At 48.7% G+C, this 18,981-nt stretch carries 14 protein-coding genes; 8 read left to right on the top strand and 6 right to left on the bottom strand.

What is annotated here, in order from left to right; genetic code table 11:
* Positions 1–10 precede the first annotated feature (10 nt).
* Together J3B89_RS18455 and J3B89_RS18450 are read right to left on the bottom strand one after the other, a co-directional pair.
* Positions 11–1,777, bottom strand: a complete 1,767-nt coding sequence (locus J3B89_RS18455; protein ID WP_215399111.1) for a sodium:solute symporter family protein — start codon at positions 1,775–1,777, stop codon at positions 11–13.
* Positions 1,778–1,784: 7 nt separating this feature from the next.
* On the bottom strand, positions 1,785–2,048 hold the full coding sequence (locus J3B89_RS18450; protein WP_215399110.1) for a DUF4212 domain-containing protein: 264 nt from the start codon (positions 2,046–2,048) through the stop codon (positions 1,785–1,787).
* Positions 2,049–2,207: 159 nt separating this feature from the next.
* On the opposite strand from J3B89_RS18450, the gene J3B89_RS18445 reads away from it, so the two are divergent.
* Entirely contained in the window at positions 2,208–5,774 is a 3,567-nt protein-coding gene (locus tag J3B89_RS18445) for a PAS domain-containing hybrid sensor histidine kinase/response regulator (protein WP_215399109.1), read from the top strand.
* A 20-nt stretch (positions 5,775–5,794) separates the two neighbouring features.
* Here the strand turns inward: J3B89_RS18445 and J3B89_RS18440 are convergent, their stop codons facing one another.
* On the bottom strand, positions 5,795–6,475 hold the full coding sequence (locus J3B89_RS18440; protein ID WP_215399108.1) for a response regulator transcription factor: 681 nt from the start codon (positions 6,473–6,475) through the stop codon (positions 5,795–5,797).
* A 121-nt stretch (positions 6,476–6,596) separates the two neighbouring features.
* Positions 6,597–8,561 carry an acetate--CoA ligase gene (acs, locus tag J3B89_RS18435; protein WP_215399107.1) on the bottom strand — a complete coding sequence of 655 codons (1,965 nt, stop codon included), beginning with the start codon at positions 8,559–8,561 and terminating at the stop codon, positions 6,597–6,599.
* A 242-nt stretch (positions 8,562–8,803) separates the two neighbouring features.
* Between acs and J3B89_RS18430 the strand changes: the two genes are divergently transcribed.
* A complete protein-coding gene (locus tag J3B89_RS18430; RefSeq protein WP_215399106.1) occupies positions 8,804–9,967 on the top strand; it encodes a DcaP family trimeric outer membrane transporter in 1,164 nt (387 codons plus the stop codon).
* Between the two features lie 97 nt (positions 9,968–10,064).
* On the opposite strand, the gene rne is transcribed toward J3B89_RS18430, so the two are convergent.
* Positions 10,065–13,175: a ribonuclease E gene (gene rne / locus J3B89_RS18425; protein ID WP_251372557.1), complete on the bottom strand. Its 3,111-nt coding sequence runs from the start codon at positions 13,173–13,175 to the stop codon at positions 10,065–10,067.
* A gap of 500 nt (positions 13,176–13,675) precedes the next feature.
* On the opposite strand from rne, the gene rluC reads away from it, so the two are divergent.
* Both rluC and J3B89_RS18415 read left to right on the top strand, forming a co-directional pair.
* Positions 13,676–14,629 carry a 23S rRNA pseudouridine(955/2504/2580) synthase RluC gene (gene rluC / locus J3B89_RS18420; protein WP_215399105.1) on the top strand — a complete coding sequence of 318 codons (954 nt, stop codon included), beginning with the start codon at positions 13,676–13,678 and terminating at the stop codon, positions 14,627–14,629.
* A 4-nt stretch (positions 14,630–14,633) separates the two neighbouring features.
* Positions 14,634–15,293 carry an HAD-IA family hydrolase gene (locus tag J3B89_RS18415; protein ID WP_215399104.1) on the top strand — a complete coding sequence of 220 codons (660 nt, stop codon included), beginning with the start codon at positions 14,634–14,636 and terminating at the stop codon, positions 15,291–15,293.
* Between the two features lie 204 nt (positions 15,294–15,497).
* Here J3B89_RS18415 and J3B89_RS18410 read toward each other — a convergent pair whose 3' ends face one another.
* Positions 15,498–16,097 carry a Maf family protein gene (locus J3B89_RS18410; RefSeq protein WP_285895624.1) on the bottom strand — a complete coding sequence of 200 codons (600 nt, stop codon included), beginning with the start codon at positions 16,095–16,097 and terminating at the stop codon, positions 15,498–15,500.
* 129 nt (positions 16,098–16,226) lie between these two features.
* On the opposite strand from J3B89_RS18410, the gene yceD reads away from it, so the two are divergent.
* Genes yceD through J3B89_RS18390 form a run of 4 tightly spaced genes read left to right on the top strand, consistent with a single transcriptional unit; the run spans position 16,227 to position 18,948 of the window.
* A complete protein-coding gene (gene yceD / locus J3B89_RS18405) occupies positions 16,227–16,754 on the top strand; it encodes a 23S rRNA accumulation protein YceD (RefSeq protein WP_215399103.1) in 528 nt (175 codons plus the stop codon).
* 16 nt (positions 16,755–16,770) lie between these two features.
* A complete protein-coding gene (gene rpmF / locus J3B89_RS18400) occupies positions 16,771–16,935 on the top strand; it encodes a 50S ribosomal protein L32 (RefSeq protein ID WP_008223049.1) in 165 nt (54 codons plus the stop codon).
* A gap of 6 nt (positions 16,936–16,941) precedes the next feature.
* Positions 16,942–17,982 (top strand): phosphate acyltransferase PlsX, encoded by a 1,041-nt coding sequence (plsX, locus tag J3B89_RS18395; protein WP_177172221.1) that lies wholly within the window; start codon positions 16,942–16,944, stop codon positions 17,980–17,982.
* A 6-nt stretch (positions 17,983–17,988) separates the two neighbouring features.
* Positions 17,989–18,948 (top strand): beta-ketoacyl-ACP synthase III, encoded by a 960-nt coding sequence (locus J3B89_RS18390; protein ID WP_215399102.1) that lies wholly within the window; start codon positions 17,989–17,991, stop codon positions 18,946–18,948.
* Positions 18,949–18,981: the final 33 nt, after the last annotated feature.

The following is an 18,981-nucleotide window of genomic DNA, read 5'->3' as shown; positions in this document are numbered from 1 at the left end:
ACTGCGTTACTTAGTGGCCGGTAGCAGAACCTGCGCCCTTGGGATAACGCACGCTTTCAACCAGTTCCTGAATACGTACCGGTGGCTCTTCTGTGACAGACGATACGGCAAAGGCAACAATAAAGTTAATTATTGCACCTACAGCACCGAATGACAGTGGCGATATACCAAACAGCCAGTTGTCAGGAGTGTTAGCCAGCGTTGCTGTGCCAGGAATAAAGAACCAGCCCAGGAACAGGAAGATGTAGATCACAGTTGACAGTAAGCCTGCCAGCATACCTGCAATAGCACCTTTGTTATTTACCCGTTTGGAGAAGATACCCATCATCAGTGCAGGGAAGATAGACGCAGCGGCAATACCAAATGCCAGTGCCACTACCTGCGCTGCGAAACCAGGCGGGTTCATCCCCAGCCAGGTGGCGACAACAATGGCAACCGCCATTGAGATCCTCGCGGCCAGCAGTTCGCCTTTTTCACTGATATTCGGATTTATCGAGCCTTTAATTAAGTCGTGGCTGATAGCCGACGAAATGGCCAGTAACAAGCCGGCAGCGGTCGATAATGCTGCAGCTAAACCACCTGCTGCAATTAAGCCGACAACCCAGCCTGGTAAATTAGCAATTTCAGGGTTGGCTAATACCAGAATATCGTTATTAACCGTCAGTTCGTTACCATTCCAGCCACGCTCGTCAGCTGTCGCTTTAAAGGCGGCACTGTCGTTATAAAGCTGAATACGGCCATCACCATTTTTATCTTCAAACTTAATTAAACCCGTTTGTTCCCAGTTTTTAATCCAGTCCGGGCGCTCTGAGTACTGTATAGCGTCAGCAGTAGGGCCGGCAGGATAAATAGTGGTTAGCAGGTTTAACCTTGCCATAGAGGCTACAGCAGGTGCAGTTAAGTACAGAATAGCGATAAACACCAGCGCCCAACCGGCAGACCAGCGCGCATCAGATACTTTAGGTACAGTGAAGAAACGAATAATAACGTGCGGTAAACCGGCAGTACCAATCATCAGTGACAGGGTAAATAACACCATATTCAGTTTATTCGAAACATCAGCGGTGTAATCAACAAATCCCAAATCACGTACAACCATATCCAGTTTTTGCAATAACGGTATACCAGATTCAACATGGTTAGAGAACAAACCTAATGGCGGCAGGAAATTACCTGTCAGTTGCAGTGAAATAAACACGGCGGGAATGGTGTAAGCTATGATCAGTACCACGTACTGTGCAACCTGAGTGTAGGTAATACCTTTCATACCACCTAAAACCGCGTAGAAGAATACTACGATACCCGCAATGATCAGGCCAGTATTGTTTTCAACCTCCAGGAAGCGCGAAAAGGCCACGCCAGCACCGGTCATCTGGCCGATAACGTAAGTAACTGAGGCAATTATTAAACAGGCTACCGCAACAAAACGGGCGTTTTTGCTGTAAAAGCGGTCACCGATAAATTCCGGTACTGTAAACTTACCAAATTTACGCAGGTAGGGTGCCAGTAACATGGCCAGCAGTACATAGCCGCCGGTCCAGCCCATTAAATAAGTAGAGTTAGCATAACCACCGGCAGCAATTAAGCCTGCCATGGAAATAAAAGATGCTGCAGACATCCAGTCGGCTGCTGTTGCCATACCATTCATTACCGGGTGCACACCGCCACCGGCTACATAAAACTCTTTGGTTGAACCGGCCCGGGCCCAGAATGCAATACCGATATAAATTGCAAAAGAGCCCAGTACAAATATTAAGTTAATTGCAAATTGACTCATGACGGGTTTACTCCTCGCTTAAGCCAAATTCTTTATCAAGCTTATTCATTCTCCAGGCATAGAAGAAGATTAACGCGATAAAGGTTAAGATAGACCCCTGTTGTGCAAACCAGAAACCAATGTCGGTACCGCCTACTGTGATGCCTGATAGCATGGGCCGTAACAGGATCCCAAAACCATATGACACCAAAGCCCAGATAATGAGGCTGCCAATGATCAAGCGAAGGTTCGCTGACCAGTAAGCCGCCGCGTTGCGATCGTGCTCAGTCATAATTACACTCCTTTCCTTTGTTATTTTTATCTCGCAAAGTTAATCTAGCAGCAGTTAACACAAGTGAAAGCCCGACTTTAGTCGAAGCCTTAGCACAGATAGTTGACTTGTGGCCCGCGCTGAGCCAAAAGTAAACCAGAATAAGAACGGGAGAATGCAGTGGCCGCGTGGGTAGTTGCCTTACTGGCGTTGTTGTATGTAGGTGGTTTGTTCCTTATTGCTAACTGGGGCGAACGCCATGCTGATGACAAACTAATACGAAAGTATGGGGGGCTGATTTATAGCCTGGCGTTAGCTGTGTATTGCACCTCCTGGACATATTATGGTGCTGTAGGTACTGCAGTTACCCAGGGTTGGGATTATATTCCTATTTACCTTGGGCCCATCTTGCTGTTTATGTTTGCCCAGCCATTTTTATTTAAGCTGCTGTATGTGGCCAAAAAGCAGAATGTTACCTCCGTTGCCGATTTTATTTCTGCCCGTTATGGTAAACGTAAAAATATTGCTCTGCTGGCATCGTTAATCTGTCTGGTGGTAGTGGTGCCTTATATCGCATTGCAGCTAAAAGCCGTGGCCAGCTCTTATCATGTACTGCTCGGCGGTGATTTTAGTGACGAAGCGGTAAACTGGTGGCAGGACAGTGCCTTTTTAAGTGCCGTGGCGATGGCATTTTTTGCTATTTTATTTGGTACGCGTAAGTTACACCTGACCGAACAAAGCCGTGGTGTGATGGTGGCTATTGCTTTTGAGTCAGTCGTAAAGTTATTTGCGTTGCTGATGCTGGGGCTGGCGGTGTATGTGTTTGTGCTGGCAGACGATAGCAGTGTGTTTGAGCGTTTTGCCGAACATGCGATGGCACAACAGCAAAACAGCAGCAGCCACGGCGTGGTAGAGTTTATAACCAAAACCATTCTGGCTATGGCGGCGGTATTTCTGTTGCCGCGGCAGTTTCACGTTGCTTTTGTCGAAAATGTCTCACATCATCATTTACGCCATGCCCGGCGCTGGTTTTCGTTATACTTATTTTTAGTCACCATTGTGGTGATACCTATCGCTATTGGCGGTATGCAGTTGTTTCCTAATGCGCTTAACTCTGCTGACAGCTTCGTATTACTTATTCCGGCAAAGTCAGATTGGAACACGCTAAGTGTGCTGGTATTTATCGGCGGTTTTTCTGCAGCAACATCAATGATTATTATCGCTACGCTGGCGCTGTCGACAATGATCAGCAACGATGTGATTATGCCCGGCTTATTGCGCAGCAGCAAAAAACAGGGCTTACCCCATGACTACAGCCTGCTGATCCTGCTGGTACGGCGCAGTATGATCATTCTGGTGATGGCGCTGTCCTATTTATATTACCGCATGTTTGCCCGTAATTATGAGCTGGCTGAAACCGGTTTGCTGGCATTTGCGCTGGTGATCCAGTTAGCACCTGCGGTGATCGGTGGTTTATACTGGCGCCGGGGTAACGCCTGGGGCGTATATCTGGGGCTGGCGGTGGGTTTTGCATTATGGTTTTTTACCCTGATGCTACCGCAGTTAGTCAGCACAGGTGCGATAGACAGTAACATTATGCAAACCGGTTTGTTTGGCTGGCCCTGGCTGGTGCCGACAGCGTTATTTGGCACACAACTGGATAGTTTAAGCCATGGTGTGTTGTTTTCGTTAGGCTTTAACCTGCTGTTTTATATTCTGGGCTCGTTAATAATGCAGGTTAACCTGCAAGACAGGCTGCAGGCTGTTGCCTTTGTTAAGCCTAATTTGCCGGTAAACCATCAGGATACACCGGCACGGCGTATTCGTATCCGTAATAAAGACTTAAAAATTCTGCTGGAACGCTTTGTTGGCGCCAGCCGGGCTAACGAATGTTTGCTCGAATACGGCCGCCGCCAGCATACGGCGCTGCAACTGGACGATTTACCCAGTGTCGGCCTGGTAGAGCATGTTGAGCGCGAATTGGCAGGAGTTATTGGTGCCTCTTCGGCATCGGCAATGGTTAATGCCGTACTGGAAGGCCGCCAGCTCGGCTTTGAAGATGTAGTCACCTTATTTGATGATACAACGCAGGCAATTCAGTTTTCGCGTAAAATTCTGTTCTCTACCCTGGAACACTTAAGCCAGGGGGTTAGTGTAGTAGACAGGGAGTTGAAGCTGGTCGCCTGGAACCGCGCTTATCTGGATATGTTTGATTACCCTGAAGCCATGGTGCGGGTAGGCCGGCCAATAGCCGACATAGTGCGCTTTAACGCCGAGCGTGGCCTGTGCGGGCCGGGTACGGCTGATGAACATGTAGAAAAACGCATCGGCCATATGCAAAACGGTACGGCACACGTATTTCAGCGGGTACGCCCGGACGGCAAGGTAATAGAAATGCGCGGCAACCCGATACCGGGTGGTGGCTTTGTTACCAGTTTTACCGATATTTCTGACCATGTTAAAGCAGTGCAGGGGCTGGCGGAAGCCAAACAGCACCTGGAAGACAGGGTACAGGAACGCACCCAGACCATTTCTGAAATTAACCATGAATTACTGGGCGAAGTGCGGCGGCGGCGTGAAACGGAGCTGCAACTGTTACAGGCCAAAGCTGAAGCAGAAGCCGCTAACGCTTCTAAAACCCGCTTTCTGGCATTGGCCAGCCACGATATCTTGCAGCCGCTGAATGCGGCCAGGCTATTTACCGCGGCGTTGGCCGGTAGCAAAGACACCAGCCAGCAACAACATATTATTGGCCAGCTGGACAACTCACTAAAAGCATCTGAAGAGCTGATCTCCACCTTGCTGGAAATTGCCAAACTGGATGATGGTAAGCTGTCTCCTGACGTACAAACGGTATCGTTAAAAGAGCTGTTGTCGCAGTTGTCGGACGAATTTACTTTACTGGCCCGGCAAAAAGGCCTGGGGCTGGCGGTAAAAGCAGCCGATTATCAGGTGCAAACCGACCCGATGTACTTAAGGCGCATTTTGCAGAATATGCTGTCAAATGCGATAAAATACACGAAAAAAGGCCGTATTGTGCTTGGTTGCAGAAAGCGGAAAAACCAGCTGCTGATCCAGGTATGGGACACCGGCCCCGGCATTGGAGAGGCTGATTTACAGCGTATTTTCGAAGATTTCTATCGTATTGACGCAACGGCCAAAGGAGAGCAGGGTGTTGGTCTGGGACTTGGTGTTGTTAACCGCATGGCAAAATTACTTGGTCATACGCTGGCGGTGGCTTCCTGGCCTGGTAAGGGCAGTGTCTTCAGTATTAGTTTACCCTTGGCACAGGTGGAGCACCGGGTAGAACTGCCGTTACCGGTGGTTACGATGCAGCGGCCGGTGCTGGGGTTATCTGTGGTATGTGTTGATGATGATGCAGCAAATCTGGCAGCACTAAAAGTGCTGCTAGAGCAATGGCAGGTACATAATGTACAGTGTTTTTATGATGAACAGAGTCTGCTTGACTATGCGCAGCAGCACAGCGCGCCTGATGCGTTATTAATAGATTATCAGCTTGGGCAAAATTTAAATGGTCTGCAGCTGTATGAGAAAATTAAACCGCTATGGGGACAGGTGAATGGTATTTTAGTGTCGGCGTCGCCGGAAACCGGCCTGGCACTTAAAGCCAGACAGCACGGATTAATGTTTCTGGCTAAACCTATTAAGCCGGCGGCACTGCGTGCCAGCCTTAATCATCTCAGGATGTTAAAGCGTGCTCAGGAGCAAAGTAACCCTGCATCTTAAATTGTTTTTAATGTGAGTTCTTACTGCTGCTGTGCCATGGCTCTGTCGACAGGAGGCTCCAGCGTCAGGCGTTGGGCCTGAATAACGACCTGAGTGCGGTTAGTTACGCCAAGCTTACGAAATATGGCAGTAATATGCGCTTTTACCGTAGCTTCTGAGATATGTAAATCGTACGCGATTTGCTTATTAAGCCAGCCTTCAGTCAGATAATACAGTACCTTATATTGCTGCTGGGTTAACTGAGCTACGCGGGCCGCCAGATCCAGATCGTCTTCTGCTTCAAGGCTGTGGATATCCAGCACCTGGTTCTTCAGCCGCAGTGGTACCCATAACTCTCCGGCCATTACTGCATTTAAGGCTGCGCTGATATCCAGCGGATTAGCAGACTTAGGCACATAGGCCGAAGCACCAAACGCTATAACGCGGCGAATAACATCCAGATCTTCACTGGCAGAGATAACAACTATTGGCAGGGCAGGATAGTTTTTGCGTAACTGTATCAGCCCCAGAAAACCGCAGTTTCCCGGCATGTGTAGATCCAGCAGTAGCAGATCCGTATCAGGGTGTTGTTCCAGTGCCACACAGGTGCTGTCAAAGCTATCTGTTTCAATGGTAGCTTTGGTGGCAAAGGTGCTGCTGATGGCATTTATCAGCGCATTGCGAAACAGCGGGTGGTCGTCTGCGACGATCAGTTTTGCCATCTTGTCCTCCGGCGAAAGGAATTATAATTATTATGTCATTTATATAAAAAAAGGCCGCGAATGCGGCCTTTTATACTGAGGTTAGCAGCGCGTTGTGTCAAGCGCGTACTTGCCGGATAGCTTATTTACGGTTTAACCGGTTGTTAACCAGTGTCTCAACAACAGACGGATCCGCCAGGGTGGAAATATCGCCCAACTGGTCATGCTCATTGGCGGCAATTTTACGCAGAATACGCCGCATAATTTTACCCGAACGGGTTTTTGGCAGGCCGGTCGGTGCCCACTGAATTAAATCCGGTGTGGCAATAGGGGATATTTCTTCCCGCACCCAATCACGCAATGCTTTAGTTAGCTCTGTGCTAGGTTCAACACCCACCCTTGGCGTAACATAAACATAAATACCCTGGCCTTTAATATCATGCGGATAACCCACCACAGCGGCTTCTGCTACTGCATCATGCGCCACCAGGCAACTTTCAATTTCGGCCGTGCCTAAACGGTGGCCGGAAATATTCAGTACATCATCCACCCGGCCGGTTAACCAGTAATAACCATCGGCATCGCGTTTGGCGCCATCGCCGGTAAAATATAAGCCCGGGTAAGTGCTGAAATAAGTTTGCTCAAAGCGCTCGTGATCGCCATATACTGTGCGCATTTGCCCCGGCCAGCTGTCTTTAATAACCAGATTGCCTTCACATTCGCCGCTTAATTCTTTGCCGTCGTTATCAACAATTGCCGGTTTAACACCAAAGAATGGCCTGGTGGCAGAGCCGGGCTTAAGTTCAGTACAACCAGGCAGCGGAGTAATTAAAATGCCACCGGTTTCAGTTTGCCACCAGGTATCCACAATCGGGCAGTTGCCGTTACCAAACTTTTCGTGATACCAGTTCCAGGCTTCCGGGTTAATAGGTTCACCCACACTGCCCAGAGTTTGCAAAGAACTCAGGCTGGCACCTTCAACCGGCGCGTCACCATGGGCCATCAAGGCGCGAATAGCAGTAGGGGCAGTATAAAGAATGTTGACTTTATACTTATCGACAATTTGCGCCATGCGTTTAACGCTGGGGTAATTCGGTACGCCCTCAAACAACACACTGGTGGCGCCGTTGGCCAGCGGGCCGTAAACAATATAGGTATGTCCGGTTACCCAGCCTATATCGGCAGCACACCAGTAGATATCGCCGTCATGATAGTCAAATACATATTGGTGTGTCATCGACGCCCACACCATATAACCACCAGTAGTGTGCAACACGCCTTTAGGTTTACCGGTAGAGCCGGAGGTATATAAAATAAACAGCGGATCTTCAGCATTCATTGGTTCTGCAGGGCAGTCGGCACTTTGCCGGCTCAGTAACTCATGATACCAAACATCACGGCCGTCTTGCCCGGCCTGCATATCAACATTCTTACCCACATGCTTAACTACCAGCACGTGTTTAACCGGTGAGTTTGTGCCCAAATGAGCCAGCGCCATATCGGTATTGTCTTTTAAGTTAGTCACCCGGCTGCCGCGCAGTGCCTGATCAGCAGTAATAACCAACTTAGAGTCACAGTCGATAATGCGGCTGCCCAGCGCATCCGGTGAAAAGCCGGCAAATACTACAGAATGCACCGCACCAATACGGGCACAGGCAAGCAGTGCCACAGTGGCTTCCGGGATCATCGGCAGATATATTGTTACCCGGTCACCTTTTTTTACGCCCAGCTCTTTCATACCATTAGCCAGTTTACAAACTTGCTGATGTAATTGTGCATAGGTAACTGACTTTTGTACGTCTGGCGAGTCGCCTTCCCAATAATAAGCAACCTGATTAGCGCGCTCAGGTAAATGCCGGTCCAGGCAGTTGTAACTGGCATTAAGGACACCATCGCTAAACCAGTTAATATTCACTTTGCCGCTTTCAAAACTGGTGTTCTTAACTTTGGTGAATGGGGTAAACCAGTGCAGACGTTTACCGTGTTCCGCCCAGAATGTATCCGCAGAGCTGACAGACTGCTGATACATCTGCATATATTGCTCATTGGTTAAAAGTGAGCGCTTTGCGGCGCTGGCGGGTACCGGATAAACTGTTGGATGTGACATAACTTCCCCTGTGAGTGCTTCTTAAATTTACTGCTATCTTTCTATCGAAGCCGCGCCGTATTTGGAATTAGACCTTAGTCTAGCCAATATTTTTTCGTGCAGCTAACCTGATAAACAGTACTTATTATAGTGCTTACTATAGCGTTTATCTGCGACTAAAGGCTAATTGCAGTAAGCTTCAGTCTGAACCACAGTTGAACCGAAAAATTATCATTACAAGAACGAAGATGGAGAGACGGCAAATGAAAAAAATAACAACAGTATCTTACCTTGCTGCTTGTGTCGCACTAGGCGCTGGCAGTGTGCAGGCAGCTGGTTTTGATATCGGCGGTACCAATGTTACTTTCGGTGGTTACGTCAAGCTTGATGCGATGGTAAGTGATGCTGACGGTGAAATTGCAGCCGTGGGACGTGATTTTTACGTGCCTGCATTAACTCCGGTTGGGGGAGACAGCACTACACGTTTTGATATGCACGCCCGCCAATCACGCTTTTTCTTCGCAACAGCAACAGAGCTGGAAGATGGCAGCAAAATTAACGGTATGGTTGAACTGGATTTTATGACCAGTAATAACGGCAATGATGAGCGCACGGTAAATGGCTATAGCCCGGTGTTACGCCATGCTTTTATTAAATACAAAAACTGGACCGTGGGTCAAACCTGGTCAAACTTTATGGATCTGGCGTCATTACCCGATACGTTAGACTTTGTTGGTAACCCTGATGCCGCTATCTTTATCCGCCAGGCGCAGGTGCGGTATACCCATGGCAACTTTGCTTTTGCAGTAGAAAACCCGGAAAGTACCGTTACCCCCTTCGGTGGCGGCGCCCGTATTACCACTGATGCAAATGCAACCCCGGATTTCACTGCCAGTTATAACCTGAAAACAGACTGGGGTGTGGTTAGAATTGCCGGTTTATTACGCCAGGTAGCCATAGATGGCACCTACAGTGGTGTACGCTATGACGACGAAGTAACCTCTTATGGCCTGTCGGTAAGTACCAAAATTGATTTAGCCAATAAAGACGATATTCGTATTACCTTAAATACCGGTAAAGGCCTTGGCCGCTATGTTGGTTTAAATACCATAAACGGTGCAGTGCTGGATGCTAACGGTAATCTGGAAGCTATAGATGTAACGGCATTCTCAGTGGCGTACCGCCATTTGTGGAATGATCAATGGCGTTCTACTTTCCTGTATTCAACGTTGATGGCCGATAACGATACCGCTTTAACCGGCACCGGCGCCACTAAAACCACTCAGAGCTACAGCGCTAACCTGTTGTATCAGGCCACTAAAAAGTTGATGGTAGGTATTGAGTATAAATTTGCTAACCGGGAGTTGGAATCGGGAGCTGATGGCGATATGAACCGTATTCAGTTCAGCGCCAAATATGATTTCTAATTCAGCGATGATTGCTGTGTAGCACTGATGCCAATAAAAAAGCCAGACAATGTCTGGCTTTTTCGCGTCAGACACCTTGCAGTGTCAACTGATAAGATTACTCATCAGTTTTTGGCCTGGTCATTGGCGCACTAACCGCCTGACGGGCAAACGCTGAACCGGCAGGGCGCTCTGAGCTGGCTACAGCAGGCCGTTCCTGAGCTGGCATTACAGCAGGCGCAGCTATTTCAGCATTACTATCCTGTGTAGTGATTTCCGGCTTGGTCATGGTAGCAACCACCATCTGCGCATAGCGCCCACCTGTTGGCTTCGACGCTGCAGGTTTAGGTGCCTCTGCTTTTACAGCTGCAGGTTCAGGTACCGCCACTGCAGCAGTCTCAGCTTTAACAACTTCAGCGTTAACAACTTCTGCAGCTTTTGTTTTAGGGGCAACAGGCTCCGCCGTTTCAGCTTTTTCTGTTGCAACACTAACCGCTGCGTTCTCAGTTGCCGGTGCAACGTCGTTTGCGCTGGCCGTATCAGTAGCGTCTTTATCCGCTTTTTTGGCCGCAGGTTTACGGCGGCTGCGGGTTTTCGGTTTTTCTGCTGCAGGCTCTGCTTGCTCACTGTTGTCAGCATTAGTATCAGCATCAACTACTGCTACTGTATCTGCCTGGGCTGCCTCTGGCTGCTCAGCCGGTGCCGGAGCAGCTTTTGGCTCTTCAGTTACAGCAACCGTATCTGTTGCTATAGCGTCAGCTTCTACTGTACCGGCATCCGCGTCGGTCTGTTCCTGCTCTTTTTTACGCTTTTGGCCCGCGGCCCGTAAATGGCGTGGTGAACGGCGGTTGCGGCTACGTGGCTCTGCAGTTTCCTGCCCGGTTACATCAGCTGCGGTGTCTTCAGTTGTGTCAGTAGCTGCTTCTGCTACTTCAGCAGGCGCAGTGATTGCAACGTCATCTTTTGGCTCAGCTACCGGTTGCACTACAACTGCTGCTTCAGCGTCTTCAGCTTTAACCACAGGCGCGGCGGTGGTAACAGGTTCTGCATTTACCACTTGCACCGGTGTATCCGGCAACGCCTGAGCGCTGGTTTCGCCAGCTACTGCGGTAGCCGTTACCAGTTGAGTGGTTTCTGCTGCAGGTGCTTTATCCATGCGTACCGATCTGCGTGTATTGCGGCGCTGGCGGCGTTCAACCAGACGTTGCGGCGCATTGTCATCTTCAGGCTCTTTATTCACAACCGGCGCTTTCTCAACAGGTTTTCTGGCTTCCTGCTGTGGGCGTGGTGTGCGCGGCTCTTGTGATGGACGTTGCTGACGCTCTGGTTTTTGAGTAGCTTCATCTTTTAGCTGTGGTGCTACCGCTTTATCGTCACCGTCATTACGGCGGCGTGGTTTATTGCGGCGGCGATTGTTGTCGCGGTTGTTTTCACGGCTGGCGTCACGGCCATTCTCACGGTTACCACCACGCTGATTACTGCGCTCATTTGACTTGGTTGCCGGTTTCACTTCGGCTTTGGTTTCTGCCGGTGCAAACAATTTACCAAACCAGCTACTGATTGCCTGCAACAGGCCTGTGCTTTGCTGTGATGCTTTGTCAGCAACTGGCGCCGCTACCGGACGCGCTGCAGTATTATCAGCGATGTTAATAGCAGAAATAGCCGGTTTTTCTTTAACGGCATCAGAAGCCGGATGATACAAGGTGGATGTTGCCTCCGGCACTTTCACCATGTTGTAGCTGGCATCGTCAATTTCTTCATCGATACGGATGCGGATAACTTCATGGTTTGGTGTTTCCATATGTTCGTTAGGAATAACAAACACGCGGATACCATGACGTTTTTCAATGCGGCGTATCGCATCGCGCTTTTCATTCATCAGATAGGTAGCAACTGATACCGGCACCTGAGCATGAATTTGGCTGGTGTTATCTTTAATTGACTCTTCTTCAATTAAACGCAGGATAGACAGCGCAGATGACTCGGTGCTACGAATAGTGCCGCGGCCATGGCAGCGCGGGCACACATGCGTAGCCGATTCACCCAGTGACGGGCGCAGACGCTGGCGCGACATTTCCAGCAAACCAAAGCGGGAAATACGGCCAATTTGCACGCGGGCGCGGTCGTGTTTTACCGCATCTTTTAAGCGGTTTTCCACTTCGCGCTGGTGCCGTACCGGTGTCATATCGATAAAGTCGATTACGATCAAGCCCCCCAAGTCACGTAAACGTAACTGACGGGCAATTTCATCGGCGGCTTCTAAGTTAGTGTTAAATGCCGTTTCTTCAATATCACCGCCTTTAGTGGCTTTAGACGAGTTAATATCAATGGCGGTTAAGGCTTCAGTGCTGTCGATAACGATAGAGCCGCCTGATGGCAGCCGTACTTCGCGGCGAAACGCTGATTCAATCTGGGTTTCAATCTGAAAGTGCATAAACAGCGGCACTTCGCCCTGATACAGCTTAACGCGGTGGGCAAAGTCGGGCCTGAACTGCTGAATATAGACTTTGGCTTCTTCGAAAATGCGCGGGTTATCGATAAGAATTTCGCCAACATCGCGGCGCAGGTAGTCGCGGATGGCGCGAAATACTACGTTACTTTCCTGATGAATTAAAAACGGTGAAGGACGCTTTTGCGCTTCTTCAGTAATAGCAGACCAGTGCTTTAACAGCGCTTTTAAATCGTAGTCCAGCTCTTCAAAGGATTTACCTACGCCCGCTGTACGGACAATTAAACCCATGCCGTCGGGCATTTGTAACTGACCTAAAGAGTCTTTTAGCTCCTGACGCTCGTCGCCTTCAATACGGCGTGAAATACCACCCGCACGTGGGTTATTCGGCATTAACACCAGGTAAGAACCGGCAAGGCTGATAAAGGTGGTTAACGCAGCGCCTTTTTGGCCACGCTCTTCTTTATCAATCTGAATAATAACTTCCTGACCTTCTTTTACCACTTCTTTGATATTAGGACGGCCATCAAAACTATAACCAGCAGGGAAGTATTCGCGGGAGATTTCTTTCAGGGGTAAAAAGCCGTGACGATCAGCACCGTAGTCAACAAAGGCAGCTTCTAAGCTGGGTTCGACACGGGTGATTTTACCTTTGTAAATATTAGCTTTTTTTTGTTCATGGCCCGGGCTTTCAATATCCAGGTCGTACAGTTTCTGGCCATCGACCAGCGCAACGCGGATTTCTTCTTCCTGCGTAGCGTTAATTAACATTCTTTTCATCGTTAGTGACTCGCATTTTGCAGCCACAACGCAGCCCAACGGGCACCTGCGTGTTCAGACGTTATCAAACACTAATGGGTGCAGTCTCACGACTGGAATGTCTGAAGAAACCAAATTGTCACTGCGTGGGCTTTTGTGATGGCTTCGCAGTTTATGCTGTTTTCGTTTTTGGATCTGAAACACACCGCCCTAAGGCGCTGCGTTATAGCAATATCTTTTATGCTCTGGTTGACCGGAACTCATGTTTTGCCGCTATTGATAACAGATTACGCAACATTATCTCAGGCAAATGGCGTTTGGTTTACGCCGGGGGTATAAAAAACGTTGGTTTTCACCACGATTTCGGTATGATCACTCCCCCAAGCGCTGCCGCACAAATTCTCTTACGTCACTTTGAGCGCCCTAATTGCCAGTTTTTGGCAGAATTAGCGGGGGGATTATCCCACTAATGCGCAGCCGATAGCAACTGAAATCTAATATTAGCAGAGTATTCAAAACCCATGAGCGATGAAATCAAGTTACCTGTGCAATTAATTGAAATAGAACCTGATTTTATTGGGCAGCGTATAGACAATTTTTTACTGGCACGGCTCAAAGGCGTGCCAAAAAGTGTTATTTATCGGGTTTTGCGAAAAGGAGAGGTGCGAGTGAACAAAAAACGCATCAAACCTGAATATAAACTGCAGCAGGATGATGTGGTGCGGATACCGCCATTAGCCGTCGCCGCACAAGGCGAGCCAGTGTCGGTAAAATTGTCGATGGTAAAAAACCTCGAGCAGCATATTTTATTTGAAGATAACGACTTGATTGTACTTAATAAACCTTCAGGCATGGCGGTGCATGGTGGCAGCGGTTTGCAATTTGGTGTGATTGAAGCGCTACGGGCACTGCGACCACTGGCGAAACACCTGGAACTGGTGCACCGGCTGGACCGCGATACTTCAGGTTGTTTGCTGATTGCGAAAAAGCGCTCAGTGCTAACGCATTTGCACGAACAGCTGCGCAACAAAACGGTGGAGAAAAAATACTGGGCACTGGTGGCCGGTGATTGGGACAATAAGGTGCGTAAAGTTACCGAACCACTGAAAAAGAATACGCTGCAATCGGGCGAGCGGGTAGTGCGGGTAGATGAAGCTGAAGGCAAACCGTCTGAAACGCGGTTTCGTATTTTGCAGCGTTATCAGCAGGGCACTCTGGTAGAAGCTTTTCCGGTAACCGGCCGTACGCACCAAATTCGTGTACATACCGCCTGCAAGGGCCATCCGATCGCCTGTGACGATAAGTACGGCGACAACACCTTTACCTCACAGATGCAACAGGTTGGCTTAAACCGCTTGTTTTTGCATGCTAAAACGCTGAGCTTTATTCACCCGGTGAGTGAAACAACCATGCGGGTAGAAGCTCCGCTGGATCCCAGCCTGGAACAGGCGCTGGCAAAACTGACGAGAAAATAACGTAATGCAAAATGCTGTAACAGATAAGGTATCTCTGGTGGTGTTCGATTGGGACGGCACTGTAATGGATTCCATCGGCCGTATTGTGTCCTCTATGCAGGCTGCCGCAAGACATTCAGATTTATTAGTACCCAGTGACTTTGCCGTAAAACAAATTATCGGTTTAAGCCTGGACCCGGCCTTAGATGTACTATTTCCAGGCGTAACGGCTGATAAACGCCAGCAGTTATTTGAACATTACCGTGACCATTACGTGATTCACGATACCACCCCAACACCGCTATTTGACGGGGTAGAACAGGTGTTACAACAGTTAAAGGCACAAAATGTGCTGTTGGCTGTTGCTACCGGTAAAGCACGTAAAGGGCTGCAGCGCATGTTTGATGAAACCGGGTTGGCAAAATATTTTGATACCAGCCGCTGCGCTGATGAAGCGCAATCTAAACCGCACCCGGATATGTTGCAGCAAATTTTGCTGGAACTGGATATCAAAGCTGAGCATGCCATTATGGTGGGCGATACCAGCCATGATATGAAAATGGCTCAGGCGATAGCAATGCCGCGAATTGGTGTAACCCACGGTGTGCATGGCCGCGACGTATTAAGCCAGTTTGCACCCAAAGCTATTATCGATACTATACCGGAATTACTACATGTCTTGTAAAATCAGATAATGCCTGGTGAGTTCGGCTTGCTCTAAGGCAACCGTTGCAGGCCAGGATGCTGACAAATCCGCAGGGAGCGGATTTGAACAGCTCCGCTGGTCCGTAGGATAAACTTCAAGGATGAAGTTTATAATCGAGCCCCCATGGATGGGTTCACGGCGTGTTGCTGTGGGCAAACCGAACTCACCTTTACACCGAACGTGTCAGCTAAGCAGCACATTAACGCCTTCATTTAACAGCATCTGGTTTAGCCGTATCAGCGGCAGCCCAATCAGGCTATTAGGGTCGTCACCGCTGAGTTTACTAAACAAACTAATGCCCAGGCCTTCGCTTTTAAAGCTGCCGGCACAGTCCAGTGGTTGCTCTTTGTCGATATAGGCGACAATTTCTGCATCGGTTAACGTGCGAAAATTAACATTAAATGGTTCAACTGCTACCTGTATATTGCCGCTTTGCGCATTAACCAGTGCCAGCCCGGTAAGAAACGTGACGCAGTTGCCGCTAAAACGGCGTAATTGTGTAAGCGCGTTTTCTGCGCTGTGCGGTTTACCGATAATGTCATTATTAAAAACCGCCACCTGATCAGAGCCAATCACCAAACCTGTGCTTAAACCTGCGGCTACAGCCTGCGCCTTGGCAACGGCTAAACGGCGCACTAATTGTTCTGCGTTTTCGTTTGCTAATGGCGTTTCGTCAACGTCCGGTTTGGCGGTGTGAAACTGCGGCGTTAACTTAGTTAGCAGCTGGCGGCGGTAGGTTGAGGTAGAAGCCAGATACAGCGCTGGCAAAGTGGGCTCAGTCATTGATAAATAGCCTTTTTATACAGAATGTGCGGCACTATAAACAGAATGATAAAAATGCGCGAGAAAAACCACAAATATCTGCCAGAACCCTTTGACAGCAAAGGGGCGCTTCTATATGATGCGCGCCTTATGCAAAAAGTAAAAATACCCGTTACTATAGATCCGGTTAAAGCAGCGCAAAAGCGCTCTGATTACGAAGGCTTCGTGCCACTGGTAAATTTAACCCGGTTAACACAAAGCTTGCTTAATCCGCACGGCGATGTAACGGTGCGAGTTGAATGCGGTACTGACCAACAAGGCCTGACTGTAATACAGGGTAGCGCTTCTTGTGAAGTGAGTGTAACCTGCGAACGTTGTAGCGAAAGCATGACTGTATCGCTGGACTGCAATTTTGCATACACTCCGGTTAAGCCGGGTGATGACGCTGCGTTGGAATTAATTCCTGAGCGTTACGACGTGATCGAAAAAGACGAACACGGCGAAATAAATTTACGACAGTTAGTAGAAGATGAGTTGATTCTGGCTTTGCCACTGTTCCCGATGCACGACGAAGCGGTTTGCGCCGTTAGTGCGGCATCGATGAGCTTTGGCGATATAGGCCCGGAACCGGAAAAACCCAATCCTTTTGCTGTACTGGCAGAATTAAAGAAAAAGTGAGTTTAGGAGAAATACCATGGCTGTTCAGCAAAACAAAAAATCACGTGCACGTCGCGATATGCGTCGCTCACACGATGCATTAACTGGCCCAACGCTGTCAGTTGATTCTACTACCGGTGAAACGCACCGTCGTCACCACATTACTGCCGATGGTTACTACAAAGGCCGTAAAGTAAAATAAGTCTGGATGCACCTGGTGCAGCCAACTAAGCTGACACTTGCATTAGACATGATGGGGGGCGATCACGGCCCCCATTCTACTATTCCTGCCGCACTGGCAGCGATTTGTGAGTTTCCGGAGCTAAACCTTATTTTATGTGGCGATGAAGCCATGCTCACTGAGCAACTCAAGTTGCACGGTGTATTCCCTCATCCGCAGCTTCATATCCGCCACAGTACTCAAATTGTTTCCATGGCTGATAAGCCTTCAGTTGCGTTGCGTTCAAAACGCGACTCGTCTATGCGGGTGGCGCTTGATTTGGTTGATAAAGGCGAGGTTCAGGCCTGTGTCAGTGCCGGTAATACCGGCGCACTAATTGCTATGGCGCATTTTGTCTTAAAGATGTTAAACGGGGTTGACCGTCCGGCACTGATCAGTGCTTTACCTGCAGTGGAAGGCAACCCGGTATATATGTTGGATTTAGGTGCTACCGTAAACTGTGATGCTGATACACTATTTCAGTTTGCGGTAATGGGCGCAGTGATGGCCGAGGAAGTGATCGGCATCAGCCAGCCTAAAGTTGCTTTGCTTAATATGGGTGAAGAAGAAATTAAAGGTTCAGATCAGATAAAGCGGGCTTCTATGCTGCTGTCTGACTGTAACGACATTAATTATATTGGCTACATTGAGGGCAATGACATTTTTACCGGTAAAGCAGATGTTATTGTTTGTGATGGTTTTGTCGGTAATGTTGCGCTGAAAACCTGTGAAGGTGTAGCTAAACTCATTTTACGGCGCTTTGAATCGAGCATTAAAGACAGAGTAACTGCGCAATTATTCGGCTGGTTAATCAAACCTTTTATAAAAAACCTTTATCAGGGCGTGAACCCCGACCACTATAATGGTGCAAGTCTGATAGGATTGCGCGGAATTGTAGTGAAAAGTCATGGAAATGCGACTAAAGATGCATTTCTCAGTGCCATCCGGCAAGCGGTGCGTGAGGTTGAACGCCAGGTGCCCGCAAAAATTAAAGACCGGTTGGAACACGTATTAATTGATAAAGCGTAGGTCCTCATGTATTCACGCATTATAGGTACCGGGAGTTATTTCCCGTCGCAGGTTCGCAGTAACGCTGATCTGGAGTCAATGGTAGAAACCACCGACGAATGGATTATAGAACGCACAGGGATCAGAGAACGCCGTATCATCGGTGACAACGAAACCGTGGCAACGATGGGCGCACAGGCGGCATTAAAAGCTATCGAAGCGGCTGATATTGATAAAAACAGCATAGATATGATTATCTGTGCTACCACCAGCGCATCACGCGCTTTACCCAGTTCTGCCTGCGAAATCCAGCGTGAGCTGGAAATTCCTGCCATTCCTGCCTTTGATATTGCCGCTGCCTGTGCTGGCTTCTGTTACGGCCTGAGCGTAGCAGATCAGTATATTAAAAGCGGTATTGCCAAACGTATTCTGGTGGTTGGCTCAGACTGCTTATCCCGTTTAGTTTCACCGGAAGACCGAAGTATGGTGATCCTGTTTGGTGATGCAGCCGGTGCGGTAATACTGGAAGCATCAGAGCAGCCGGGCATTTTATCTACCCATATCCATGCCGACGGCAAATATTCAGAATTGTTGTATGTGGATAACCCTATCCGTGGCGACGAGCAATCTGTGCATCAGTCATGGGGAGCTATGAAAGGCAACGACGTGTTTAAAGTTGCCGTAACCAAACTCTCTGAAGTCGTAGAGCAAACACTGGCGGCAAACAAGCTGGATAAATCGCAAATTGACTGGCTGGTACCGCATCAGGCTAACCTGCGTATTATTGCTGCGGTGGCACGTAAATTAGATATGTCAATGGATCAGGTCGTCATTAACCTCGACCGTTACGGCAATACCTCTGCTGCTACTGTGCCAACGGCACTGGACGAAGCCATCCGCGATGGCCGTATCCAGCGTGGTCAAACCTTATTACTGGAAGCCTTTGGTGGCGGTTTTGCCTGGGCTTCGGCGCTGGTACGTTACTAATTCAGCGCTTCGTTAATTTACTTATTCGCAGGA

Origin of the sequence: Rheinheimera oceanensis (genome assembly GCF_018831085.1) — a bacterium.
GTDB classification, from domain to species: Bacteria; Pseudomonadota; Gammaproteobacteria; order Enterobacterales; family Alteromonadaceae; genus Alishewanella; species Alishewanella oceanensis.
Note: the sequence above shows the minus strand (reverse complement) of the source record. Positions and strands in the feature narration are given on the sequence as shown.